Source organism: Paenibacillus sp. FSL R5-0517, assembly GCF_037974355.1.
Classification (GTDB): domain Bacteria; phylum Bacillota; class Bacilli; order Paenibacillales; family Paenibacillaceae; genus Paenibacillus.
In genome coordinates, this window is record NZ_CP150235.1 from 505,586 (window position 1) to 517,893 (window position 12,308).

Consider the following 12,308-nt stretch of genomic DNA (forward strand, 5'->3'; position numbering starts at 1 on the left):
AACGGTAATGAATAACAAGTTGAAACCGCGCCGGCCCTTAAAAGAAAAACATTATTGGGAAGAGTGGACGGGACGGATCTATACGTCGATTTGTGTCGTTTTCCTGATCGTTGTCATGTTTTCCATTGTTTATTTTGTAGCGTCCAAGGGACTGTCCACATTTTTCCAAAACGGAATAAGCATAAGCGAATTCCTTGGTGGAAAGACGTGGAATCCAACTGGAGAACCTGCGTTCTACGGGGCATTGCCGTTCATTACAGGTTCTTTCATTACAACCTTGCTTGCAGCATTGATCGCTAGTCCACTTGGCCTGTGTGCAGCACTCTTCATGACAGAGATTGTACCGGGTAAAGGGAAAAAGATATTGCAACCGGCGATTGAGCTCTTGTCCGGAATTCCGTCCGTTGTGTATGGATTTATCGGTCTGAGTGTCATCGTACCTTTGCTGCGCAGTATCTTTGGTGGAACAGGCGTCGGGATTGCAGCCGGATGTCTTGTTCTCGCGGTAATGATTCTTCCTACGGTAACAAGTATTATGGCAGACGCTTTGTCCGCATTGCCAAAAGGATTGCGTGAATCCTCGTACGCACTGGGTGCCACTCGCTGGCAAACCATCTACCGTGTCATCATTCCAACGACTTTGCCAGCTTTGTTGACAGGTGTCGTTTTGGGTATGGCCCGTGCTTTTGGTGAAGCCCTTGCTGTGCAGATGGTTATCGGTAATGCACCGCATGTTCCAACATCCTTGCTCGAATCGGCTTCAACATTAACGAGTGTAATTACACTAAGCATGGGTAACACCACGATGGGTTCTGTTCATAACAATGCACTGTGGAGTATGGCGCTTGTCCTGCTGGTGATGACATTTGTCTTCGTCATTCTGGTTCGCCTGCTTGAAAGGAGGAACCGGGTATGAAAATGAAGGCAAAAACGGTAGATAAAATTGCAACATCCGTTATCGTTGTATTGGCCCTGTTTATTGTTATTATATTGCTCGGTCTGCTTGGCTTCATCATGTATAGAGGCATTGGACATATTAGCTGGAACTTCCTGACGAGCGCACCCCAGTTGCTTAAAGGTGGCGGGGGGATTGGTCCACAGCTCTTTAACTCCGTATTCCTGTTGATTCTGACGTTGATTGTGACCATTCCACTCGGATGGGGTGGTGGGATTTACATGGCGGAATACGCCAAGCCAGGCAAGATCACCAGCTTCATTCGTCTTGTCGTTGAAGTGTTGTCATCATTCCCTTCCATCGTTATCGGTTTGTTTGGTCTCTTGTTGCTAGTCAATCAATTTGGTCTTGGTTTCTCCCTGATCTCGGGTGCCCTGGCTCTGGCGATCTTTAACTTGCCACTGATGGTGCGGACAACGGAGCAGGCCTTCCGGGCCGTTCCGAAGGAACAGAAGGAAGCAGGTCTGGCACTTGGACTGTCCAAGTGGAAGATTATCACTTCCATTCTGCTGCCTGTGGCATTGCCGAGCTTGATTACGGGTACGATTCTGGCATCGGGCCGGATCTTCGGTGAGGCGGCAGCATTGATGTTCACCGCAGGTATGAGTAGTCCGCCATTGGACTTTACAGATTGGAATCCGACGAGTCCGAGATCACCGCTTAATCCGTTCCGTCCGGCAGAGACACTTGCTGTCCATATCTGGAAAGTGAACAGTGAAGGCATTGGACCAGATTCCAAAGAGGTGGCAGCAGGGGCATCCGCCGTGCTTGTCATTCTCGTGCTGGCGTTCAATCTAAGTGCGCGCTGGATCGGTCGGGTTGTATTCCGCCGCATGACAGCTTCGAAATAAGGAGGAACCAACATGGCCATACCTTTTGGTACGGAACAGTTAAGCATATATTATGGACATTTTCAGGCGGTCAAGCAGATCAGCCTGACGTTTCCCGAATCGAGTGTAACGGCACTTATCGGGCCGTCTGGGTGTGGTAAATCTACGTTCCTGCGGTCGCTTAACCGAATGAACGACGAGATCGCCGGTTCCCGCACAGAGGGACATATCTGGATGGACGGTAACGATCTGAATGAGCCTGGAACCGATGTAATCAAGCTTCGCCAGAAGATTGGCATGGTGTGGCAGAAGCCAAATCCTTTTCATAAGTCCATCTACAACAATATCGCGTTTGGCCCCCGCTACCGTGGTACGAAGAGTAAGAAGGCACTGGATGAGATTGTGGAAAAAAGCTTGCGTCGTGCTGCGCTTTGGGACGAAGTGAAAGACAGGCTGAATGAATCAGCCTTGTCTCTCTCAGGTGGACAACAGCAGCGGTTATGTATCGCCCGCGCCCTGTCTGTTGATCCGCAGATTCTGCTGCTCGATGAGCCTGCATCTGCACTAGACCCGGTATCCACGGGTAAAGTTGAAGAATTGATTACCGAGCTCAAGAAGGAGCTGCGGATTGTTATTGTTACCCACAACATGCAGCAGGCAGCACGTATTTCGGATTATACAGCTTACTTCTATCTGGGCAGCATGATTGAGCACGGGGATACAGAGCATATTTTCACGAACCCGGACAATCGTCTGACGCAAGAATACATTATGGGGCGTTTCGGATAATTGGATCATGGAGTGGAGTGTCACATAGAGCAACAGACAGAGAGATGAAGAAATAAATAGAGACAGAAGCACAATGCCTGGACGTTTGTTCGGGGGTTGTGCTTTTTATTTTATAATTACAGTGGGATTTTCTGTATGCAGGATCAACATTATGCTACGATATTTAGTACAAAGATAGCGTTTACATAAATTTAAAGGAGATGTTGATAATCACTACGGATCAGAGGTCTTACGACCATGTGGCAGCACAGGTCATACAGAATTACGCGATTGACAAACCTGTCGTTTCCTATATTCGTCATAACGAGAATCTGACGTATCATGTCGTTGATGAAGCAAGCGGGCAGAAGTATCTGCTCCGTATCCATCAAGCAGCATATGCAAGTATGTCAGGCATTCAGCACACGCCTTCTGCATTGGAGGCAGAGATGGATCTGCTTCATGAGTTAAATGCAACAACAGGATTACGCGTCCAACATCCGGTACGCAATGTATCGGGAGATTGGGTCACGTTATGGACAAGTGAAGAAGGTAAAGAAATCTGCTGTACAGTACTGGAGTGGATTGAGGGCAGGGACATCCAACAGGGAGAACGCCTGACAACAGAGCAGATATATGATCTTGGTGCTCAGCTGCAGATGCTTCATCAATATGGACGTGTGCAGAATCAGACAGATCGAACTAAGGTACGCCCGGCATATGGCAATGTCCATGAGAATTTGGTCATGCTAGGGCAGCTGGAAGAGGGAGTCCGATTGGGAATTTTTACAACGGAAGACTTCGATCTGCTTCGGGAGACGTTTGAGAACATTAACGAGCAGTTAGGAGCGTACCCTCTCGATGAAAAGACCTGGGGCGTTATTCATGGAGATATTACTCGCAATAATCTGCTGATCACGGATCAGGGGATGTCCATGATTGATTTTTGTCTACACGGTTATGGTTATTATCTTTTCGATGCCGGAGGGGCAGCGCTTATGTTCAATCGGGAGGAACGTGACATATTCTTATCTGGATACACAAAACAGATCGCACCACTGACGGATCGAGATATCCGTTTAATGGAAGGGTTCATGCTGATCTTTACACTTGGTTATTATGCTTTTCAGATGGCGAACGAGTCTAGGCACGAATGGATGAAAGATCGCATGCCGAAGTTATGCAGCAAGTATTGCAGACCTTATGTACAGAACGAGAGTATCTTCTACGAACTGTGAATTATAATTCAGATGTGCAGATCCGGAAGGGCTATGAACAGGTAGTTCAAAAATTATGGTTGCCTGAATACCCGAACAGTTTCGTGGATAATATCATAAATAGTAGTAAGCGCTTTATGAATTGAAGGGAAATGAAATAATCTGTTTAAAAAGTTTATTTTACCGAATTAATGTGATGAAAGCTGACAAAATATTCTGGTTTTCATCGAATCAATCGAAAATGAAGGAAATACATCCAAAGAAATCGTTAAGTTTGTTGACACTGATCTTCCGGTCGATTAATCTTAATGAAGAAGAATGAACGATTTCCATTACTGTTCTGACATACGCTCAGAATGGTTCCATACAGCGGATGATAACGAGCGGGAGAGACCTGAGTTAGCCGAGCAATGGCTAGTGTTCAGGCACCGAAGGAGCAAGCTGCTGCGCACCCGGCCCAGTGGTTAATCTCTCAGGTAAATGTACCATCGTTGGACGCAACTCTGGAGAGTGCGCGAACTGCGCCACCCAAGGGGTATATGATCAGTCAGTCTGGTGACTTGTCTGCAATTGCAGGGCATGCACCTTGTCGTGAGACACTGCTGATCGTGAAACTCTCAGGTATCGAGGACAGAGAGAGGGCCTGTGGCCTTCTTCTGTCCTTTTTTGATGTCATCATTCAGTAATAAAGGAACATTATGGCATGGGAGCTGGATGGAAATGACGAATACAATTGGAGGGTTATAAGGTGCGATTTAAAGATGTTTTCTCAATTATTGGTCCGTCGATGACGGGGCCTTCAAGTTCACATACAGCTGGAGCAGCAAGACTGGGAAGAATTGCGCGTCAGTGGCTAGGTTGTACGCCTGAACGTGCCCGGCTGACGCTCTACGGTTCATTCGCTGATACGTATCAGGGCCACGGAACTGATCTGGCGCTGATCGGCGGTCTGCTGGATTATGTTACAGACGATCCGCGTATCCCGGATGCGGAGCAATACGCAGAGGAAGCGGGTATGGAGGTTGAGTTTTATACAAGCGGTCTGCCTGCTCCTCATCCCAATACGGTCAAAATTGAGTTGTGGCATGAAGGGCGTACATGTTCCTTAATCGGTGCTTCTATTGGTGGTGGTAGTGTGTCGGTGCATGCGATGAATGATTTTCGTGTCCAGATTAGTGGTGAGTTTCCGACACTCGTGCTGCGACATGCAGACAAGGCAGGGGTGCTTGCCTCGGTAACGTCCACGATCAGTTCATCTGGGGTTAACATCGGGTATATGCAGGTGGATCGGAAAGCCCGTGATGGCGAAGCACTTACTGCGATGGAGATGGACGGCGTGCCGAATCCTGATATGCTCAAGCGTCTAAAAGAGCTGGATCATGTACTGGACATTCGTGTCATCGATTTGAAGAGAGGAGTTGATTCGGATGCGATTTAAACATTTACATGAACTGAATACGATCTGTACAGCGGAATCCAAAACGATTGCTCAATTGATGATCGAGGAGCAGGTTCAGGAGACCAATACACCGGAAGCGGATGTTGTGAAACAGATGTCTGAATATTATCAGGTGATGAAGGAAGCGGTGCGTAAAGGGTTAACGGAAGATACCACATCACGTAGTGGATTAACGGGTGGAGACGGTAAAAAAATGGCCGAGTACATTCGCAAAGGTGAGACTTGCTCAGGAGATGCTTCCGCACTTGCCATGGCGTATGCCCTGTGTGTATCTGAAGTGAATGCCTCCATGGGCCGGATTGTGGCAACACCTACAGCCGGTTCCTGCGGCATCATCCCTGGTGTTTTTATCAGCTCACAGGAGCGATTTGGCTGGACGGACGAACATTTGGTGAATGGGTTGTTCTGCGCGGGAGCGATTGGTTATGTTATTGCCAACAATTCATTTATCTCTGGTGCAGAAGGTGGCTGTCAGGCAGAAGTGGGTTCCGCGATCGGCATGGCTGCGGGTGCCATGGTTGAACTGCGTGGAGGTACACCGGAACAGGTCGTTCATGCCGTTGGTCTAGCGTTAAAAAATACACTGGGCCTGATCTGCGATCCGGTCGCAGGTCTCGTTGAAATTCCATGCATCGTACGTAACGGACTGGGTGCCGTTACGGCGCTGGCTGCGGCCGACATGGCATTGGCCGGAGTGCGTAGTGCTATTCCGTCAGATGAAGTCATCGACGTGATGCTGGAAGTAGGCAGTGCGATGCCGAGCCGCCACCGGGAGACAGCCCAAGGTGGGTTGGCTCAGACACCAACGGGTCGCAAAATGATGCAGAAGCTGGCTAAACCGAAGGCCAAGCGTGCAGAGCCTGAGACGGAGTCGAAGCCAGCGGATGCTGACACAACTACAAGTGGGACGGATACTGTTCAAGCGGAAACGGATCCTCAGGTTTAATCTGAACGGGGGTCACCGAGGAATAACCAGTGACATGATGATGTATAACGGCGGCATTAAACAAGCGTCCGCGAACCCGAATTCGGGTTCTGCAGGACGCTTGTTTAATGCCGCCAAATGATGTGAAGCTAGGCTACTTATAAGTGACTTCAGATATATTTGTATTATGAATCTAGTCCTGGCTTACAGCCGTACTCAGTACGGCATATCCATACGCGGGCAATTCAATGGCAAACACGCCATCATCCTTGGCGGTACGATGGTTTCCACCGAATAGCTCGGTCCATTCCTCGTCACCCGCCTCCAGCTCGACAATAGCCGTCTCTTCCGAGCGATTGAACAGAACCAGAATGCGTTCCTCTTCATTCTGCCGTTCGAATACCAATTGGCTGCCATCCGAGCGAGCCTGCAGGAAACGAACGGTGCCTTCTGCACGCAGGGCAGGATGAGCATGACGCAGGGAGATCAGTTTCTGATAAAAGTCTAGCAGCTCACGGTCCTGCTTCGCTTCATCCCATTCCATGCATTTACGGCAGCCCGGATCATGGTCACCGTCCATGCCAATCTCGTCTCCGTAATAGATGCACGGCGCGCCCATGTAACTGAACTGGAATAACGCAGCTAGCTTCATCTTGCGCTGGTCGCCTTCACATAGCGTGAGCAGCCGCGGGGTATCGTGACTGTCCAGCAGGTTGAATGCAACTTCGCTGGCTTGAAGCGGATAACGGGATAATTGCCGACCGATGGAGTTCGCGAACTGTTCGGCATGCATTGTATTTTTTACAAAGAAAGCATTCACGGCATCGGTAAACGGATAGTTCATGGACGCATCGAACTGGTCGCCTTGCAGCCAGGAAGAAGACTCGTTCCATACTTCGCCCAGAATGTAGGCATCCGGATTAGCGGCTTTGACCACACGGCGGAAATCACGCCAGAAGGCATCATCCACTTCGTCGGCAACATCCAGTCGCCATCCGTCTGCACCTACTTCCTTAATCCAGTACTCGGCAACCTCCAGCAGATAGGCCTTAACCTCGGGATTCTCCGTATTCAACTTAGGCATGTGCGCTTCGAATCCGAAAGTCTCATACGTAGGAATGCCGTCGTTCACGTCCAGCGGGAATTCATGTACATGGAACCAGTCTTTGTATTTGGATTGTTCTCCGTTCTTCTGCACATCCACAAACGGGGCAAACGTCTTCCCGGAATGGTTGAACACAGCATCCAGCAAGACGCGAATTCCACGTGCGTGGCACAGCTCGACCAGTCGCTTCACGGTATCTGCGTCACCAAAATGCCGGTCTACCCGCAGGTAGTCCTCGGTATCGTATTTGTGATTGGTGGTAGCTTCAAAGATGGGTGTGAAGTAGATCGCATTAATGCCCAGATCACTGATGTAATCCAGATGGTCGATCACACCCTGAAGGTCACCGCCGAAGAAATTGAAGGGTGTCGGCTCGCCACCCCACGGTTCCACCTTTTCCGGACTAATATCCGGGTTGCCGTTCGCGAATCGTTCAGGGAAAATCTGATAGAACACGGCATCCTTAACCCATGCAGGGGGTGTGAATACAGCTCCTGCATGAATATAAGGGAACTGGAACATACGACCCGGATCGTCCGGTTCTTCTTCTTGGAAGTCCGTCTCGGTCATCCAGATCTGTTCATCTCCACTTTTGAGAAGAAAAGAGTATTTTAGTCGGTGGTAGGGAGGTTTCACCTCGCCCTCGAAGTAATCGAACATCGAGTCAGAGGTGAACTTTGTTAAAGGAACCAGCGCTTTGGTTGCATCCCATGCATATTTGTCTCCAGTCAGGGCATGTACCTCAGTCAGATCATTCTTTTTGGCGCGCAGGCGCAGATGAATTGTGTCTTGGTCATAGGCATAGGCCCAATTGCGTTTCGGTTGATGATAGATGGCTTCCAACAGCATAATGAAATTCCTCCCGTCAGGTGTAGGTATAATATGTACTTGGTCGATTTGATTGATATAACATTCCCCACGTTAATGGATAAGCTATAATTAGAATGTGTGGTAACGTAAAGGAATTCAACATGGCTTCAACAAGATAACAAGATTTGAATCCATCTGTTATAGATAGCTTTTTTATGATGAGGCTCAGATATATCATTAACCCAATGGGGGCGGAAAGGAAACGAATATTCGAATGAAAACCAAACTGTTATACATTGAAGATGATACGGAAATTGCAACTTGGGTCAGAGCCGATCTGGAGGAGCGCGGTTATGAGGTGGTATGGCTCGGCAGTGGTGAAGGTGCAGCGGAGGCTGCTGTGGGTTGCTCACTCATTATTCTGGATGTCATGCTGCCCGGGCTGGATGGATTTACGGTGGGCCAGCGACTGAAAAAAGAACATCCAGCCGTGCCCATTGTCATGCTCTCGGCGAGAACGTCCATTGACGACAAGTTGCACGGTCTCGATTTTGCCGATGACTATGTAACGAAACCATTTCACCCCGATGAACTGGCTGCCCGGATTGAGGTCCAACTGCGTAAGGCGGGAACTGCGGTCTCATCGGATACAGCTCTGAAGCTGGATCATCTCTCCATCTATGAGAAGGACAACCGCATCGTCAATGAGGAGACGGGGGATGAAATTGTTTTATCGGGGAAACAGTTCCACATCTTCGCTTACCTGCTACGACATATGGGCATGATTCGAACCAAAGAGCAGATCTATGAAGCCGTCTGGAACGAGCCTTATCTGGATGGGGACAAGACTTTAATGGTACATATTCGACATCTTCGCGAGAAGCTGGAGCTTGACCCGGCCAATCCAGTCGTTATTCAGACGGTCCGCGGTGTGGGATATCGTGTGAAGAAGCCATGATCCGACGGTTCAGAGCACGGAAGACGATGAATGGAGAACGCAAAGGAGAACCGCGCATGGTTTCTAAGCATAAGCAAACCAGGCAGGGCAAGCTACGCTTTGGGCGGTCCTTGATGTCCAGATATATCATCCTGATTCTGGCGGCCGTATTATTCGTGCCCGTCGTTCTGCCGATCATATCCATCATATATGTTGTCGTAGTGAACAACACAAATACGAATCAAGCGGCACCGTACGGTGATGTTACCCGGATCAGTAACCTATGGTCGCGTGAAGCGGTGAACCTGAATGGTGCTTCAGATGAGGAGATTAAGGCCCGTTTGGAGCAATTACATGCATCGTACCCCAAGTCTTCCATGTATCGTGTGAATGCGAGCGGTGAGACCCTCTTTATTCTCGGTGGTGAAGATGTAACGCTTCTGAATTCCACATCGCCGGATGGCGGGACGGACACGACATTGAGATGGTCACTGGATTCCGGGAAAACGGCAGAGACTCGAATTCCGGCCATATGGAATGTGAGCAACACGGTGCAATTCATGAAAGAAGCTTCCTATCGAGATCCGCTAACCGTAGTTACATACATCGGTGGAGGTGAAAAGGATAAGGGACAGGGCTTCATGATCATAGAAGTGCCGCGATCACTTCTGCAAACGACACAGAGTAACTGGCCGATGGAGCTCCTGTATCTTGGCATTGTGATGACGATCATCTTCATGATTTTCATCATCATGTCGATTCTCTTCTTCGCGCGCATTCGCAAACGACTTATTCGCTTACAGACGGCGATGATGACCCCGGGCAAGGAGGGCATTCCGCTTCCGGTTGATATCCGCCGGTCAGATGAGATCGGTCAACTGGAGGAATCATTTAACCAGATGGTGCATCAACTGTCCGATAGCCGCCAGCGTGAGCGTGAGGAAGAACAATTGCGCAAACGTCTGATTGCGGGGCTTTCCCACGATCTACGCACCCCGCTAACGGTGATTCGTGGACATATGCATGCTTTGCATAAGGAAGCGCTGAGCGAGCAAGGTGACCGTTCATTACATCGCATGGAAGCGAAGATGGAGGATCTCGGCGGGCTCATTGACAACATGTTATCCTATAATTTGCTCACGAGCGGTAAATATACGCTGAAGCTGGAAGAGAAAGATATGCTGCGGATTGTCAGAGAAACGGCAGCGGCCTGGTATCCGGTCTGGGAGAAAGAGCAATTCGAAATTGATATTGATCTGCCGGATGAACCGTTGATCTGGCATATGGATGAACAAGGCATGCGCCGTATTCTGGATAATCTGTTCCAAAATGTGATCCGCCATGCCGCCAGCGGGAAATATATTGGCATCTCAACCCGGGAGATTCAGGGGGAGACGGCTATCGTTATTCAGGATCTCGGTCCGGGAATGCAGCAGGATTCCGACACCAAAGGCACAGGTCTGGGTTTATCCATTGTAGACCTGTTAATTCGTGAGATGGGACTGCGCAAGCGGGTAGACAGTTCCGATACGGGAGTTCGGACATACATCTACAGTGGTAAGGGAAGTAAGGACACAACGAACCCTTAAGATCTCTTTTTTAAACTAAACTTAAACTGGAGACCACCTTGGCTTTAACCTTGAAAGGTTACGATAGTTCCGAGGTGATCATACAGTGAGTGAAAATATTATTCAAACAGCGAATCTATGGAAAACATACCGGGACCGTGCAGCGGTCCGTGAACTTGATCTGCATATTAAAAAGGGAGATATCTACGGCTTCCTCGGTCCCAACGGTGCCGGCAAAACAACAACGATTCGCATGCTTCTCGGCTTGATTAAACCAACCAAAGGCGTGATCCGTGTCTTTGACAAGGATATCCGCAAGGAGCGCATGGACATTCTGCGCCGTGTGGGTTCGCTGGTGGAATACCCTTCTTATTACGGACATCTGAATGCGGTAGAGAATCTGGAAACTTTGCGCCGCATCCTCAATGTCCCGAAATCAAGAATTGCTGAAGTGCTGTCCATTGTAGATCTGACTAAGGATGCCAAACGTTCAGTGAAGGGGTATTCCCTTGGTATGAAGCAACGTCTGGGTATTGCCAGCGCTTTGCTGGGTGAACCGGAGCTGCTGATTCTGGACGAACCAACGAATGGGCTTGATCCGGCCGGTATTCAGGAGATTCGTGAACTGATCAAACGCATGCCTCTGGAACATGGCATTACCGTTCTCGTTTCCAGCCACTTGTTGAGTGAAGTCGAACAGATGGCAAGTCGTGTCGGCATTATCCGTGAAGGCAAGATGGTGCTCCAGGATACCATTGCGAGTCTGCATAGTCAGACGGGTAGTTCTATCCGCTTAACGGTTTCCGAGCCGGAAGAGGCCATGAAACTGGCGAGAGAGCAGGGGCAATTTGGTCAGCGACAAGGTTCTGCGTTAACGTTCCCTTATATGGATAACCCTTCGGTTGCACTGCTTGTGCGCCGATTGATTGAACAGGATCATGATGTGTATCGTGTTGAGGAACAGCGTCAGTCGCTGGAAGATCTGTTCATGCGGGTCATTGGCGAGGGGGCTTCCATATGACCGGACGTGCATTATCGTCGGACTGGCTCAAGATTCGGGGCAAGGGAATCTGGTTTCTCGTTTTTCTGGCCCCGTTTGGATTGACAGCGATGCAGGCGCTTAATTTTGGCTTACGGTTGGACTATCTGAAAGAACAGTATGCGGATAACCTGTGGGGCGGATTGCTCGGCAATGTAGTTGTCTTTGTACCGTTGTCCCTGATGCTGGGAGCAACCATTCTCAGCTCCATGATCGCGAGTGTCGAGCATGAACAGGGATCGTGGAAACAGTTGCTAGCGATGCCAATTTCAAGACCGGCCGTGTATCTGGCCAAGTTCTTGCTGGCTTGTCTGCTGCTGGTAATCTCCTGCCTGCTGCTAACCGCAGGAATTATAGGTCTGGGTCTGATCCTCGGATTCCATGCCAGTGAGATCCCTTGGACACATGCCATCAAGCTGGGGCTGCTGCCTTTGGCTGGTGCGCTTCCCGTGTTGTCGTTGGAGTTATGGCTCACAATGGTCAATAAAAATCAGGCGCTTCCCGTCACTCTGGGAATTGTTCTCGCGATAACAGGCATGTTCGCGCTCAGTATCTCACCGTATTTTCCACTTGCTTGGGCACAGATGGCTTGGAATGGACCTAATCCATATCTGTATGCAGGCATGGGGGCAGGTCTGGGTCTCTTGATCCTGTTGTTGGGTATGGTGCATTTTAGCCGGAAGGATGTGGCCTGA

12 protein-coding genes and 1 riboswitch are annotated in these 12,308 nt (G+C 49.3%); of the genes, 11 read left to right on the forward strand and 1 reads right to left on the reverse strand.

The genetic code is table 11. The annotated features are described in order from the left end of the window. Nucleotides 1-7 precede the first annotated feature (7 nt). The 7 genes from pstC (at nucleotide 8) to sdaAA (ending at nucleotide 6,175) form a co-directional block, all read left to right on the forward strand. Nucleotides 8-916 carry a phosphate ABC transporter permease subunit PstC gene (gene pstC / locus MKX40_RS02410; RefSeq protein WP_100528178.1) on the forward strand — a complete coding sequence of 303 codons (909 nt, stop codon included), beginning with the start codon at nucleotides 8-10 and terminating at the stop codon, nucleotides 914-916. 2 nt (nucleotides 917-918) lie between these two features. After that, the gene (gene pstA / locus MKX40_RS02415) at nucleotides 919-1,806 is read left to right on the forward strand and encodes a phosphate ABC transporter permease PstA (protein WP_339242887.1); all 888 of its coding nucleotides are present in this window, start codon (nucleotides 919-921) and stop codon (nucleotides 1,804-1,806) included. A gap of 12 nt (nucleotides 1,807-1,818) precedes the next feature. After that, nucleotides 1,819-2,574 (forward strand): phosphate ABC transporter ATP-binding protein PstB, encoded by a 756-nt coding sequence (gene pstB, locus MKX40_RS02420; protein WP_339239266.1) that lies wholly within the window; start codon nucleotides 1,819-1,821, stop codon nucleotides 2,572-2,574. Between the two features lie 203 nt (nucleotides 2,575-2,777). Continuing rightward, nucleotides 2,778-3,791, forward strand: coding sequence for a phosphotransferase (locus tag MKX40_RS02425; protein ID WP_339239267.1), 1,014 nt, complete (start codon nucleotides 2,778-2,780; stop codon nucleotides 3,789-3,791). Between the two features lie 353 nt (nucleotides 3,792-4,144). Next, nucleotides 4,145-4,267: riboswitch (glycine riboswitch) on the forward strand. A 42-nt stretch (nucleotides 4,268-4,309) separates the two neighbouring features. Then, complete coding sequence (locus MKX40_RS02430) at nucleotides 4,310-4,456, forward strand: hypothetical protein (RefSeq protein ID WP_339239268.1); 147 nt, start codon at nucleotides 4,310-4,312, stop codon at nucleotides 4,454-4,456. Between the two features lie 62 nt (nucleotides 4,457-4,518). Further along, complete coding sequence (gene sdaAB / locus MKX40_RS02435; protein WP_253429474.1) at nucleotides 4,519-5,208, forward strand: L-serine ammonia-lyase, iron-sulfur-dependent subunit beta; 690 nt, start codon at nucleotides 4,519-4,521, stop codon at nucleotides 5,206-5,208. Further along, entirely contained in the window at nucleotides 5,198-6,175 is a 978-nt protein-coding gene (sdaAA, locus tag MKX40_RS02440; RefSeq protein ID WP_339239269.1) for an L-serine ammonia-lyase, iron-sulfur-dependent, subunit alpha, read from the forward strand. The genes sdaAB and sdaAA overlap by 11 nt, the downstream gene beginning before the upstream one ends. A 172-nt stretch (nucleotides 6,176-6,347) precedes the next feature. Here the strand turns inward: sdaAA and MKX40_RS02445 are convergent, their stop codons facing one another. Then, a complete protein-coding gene (locus tag MKX40_RS02445; RefSeq protein WP_339239270.1) occupies nucleotides 6,348-8,108 on the reverse strand; it encodes an alpha-glycosidase in 1,761 nt (586 codons plus the stop codon). Between the two features lie 235 nt (nucleotides 8,109-8,343). On the opposite strand from MKX40_RS02445, the gene MKX40_RS02450 reads away from it, so the two are divergent. From MKX40_RS02450 to MKX40_RS02465, 4 genes are all read left to right on the forward strand, one after another. Beyond that, nucleotides 8,344-9,027, forward strand: a complete 684-nt coding sequence (locus MKX40_RS02450) for a response regulator transcription factor (protein ID WP_253429484.1) — start codon at nucleotides 8,344-8,346, stop codon at nucleotides 9,025-9,027. 113 nt (nucleotides 9,028-9,140) lie between these two features. Next, nucleotides 9,141-10,595 (forward strand): HAMP domain-containing sensor histidine kinase, encoded by a 1,455-nt coding sequence (locus MKX40_RS02455; protein ID WP_339239271.1) that lies wholly within the window; start codon nucleotides 9,141-9,143, stop codon nucleotides 10,593-10,595. Nucleotides 10,596-10,680: 85 nt separating this feature from the next. Further along, nucleotides 10,681-11,595, forward strand: coding sequence for an ABC transporter ATP-binding protein (locus MKX40_RS02460; protein WP_339239272.1), 915 nt, complete (start codon nucleotides 10,681-10,683; stop codon nucleotides 11,593-11,595). Further along, nucleotides 11,592-12,308, forward strand: a complete 717-nt coding sequence (locus tag MKX40_RS02465) for an ABC transporter permease (RefSeq protein ID WP_339239273.1) — start codon at nucleotides 11,592-11,594, stop codon at nucleotides 12,306-12,308. The genes MKX40_RS02460 and MKX40_RS02465 overlap by 4 nt, the downstream gene beginning before the upstream one ends.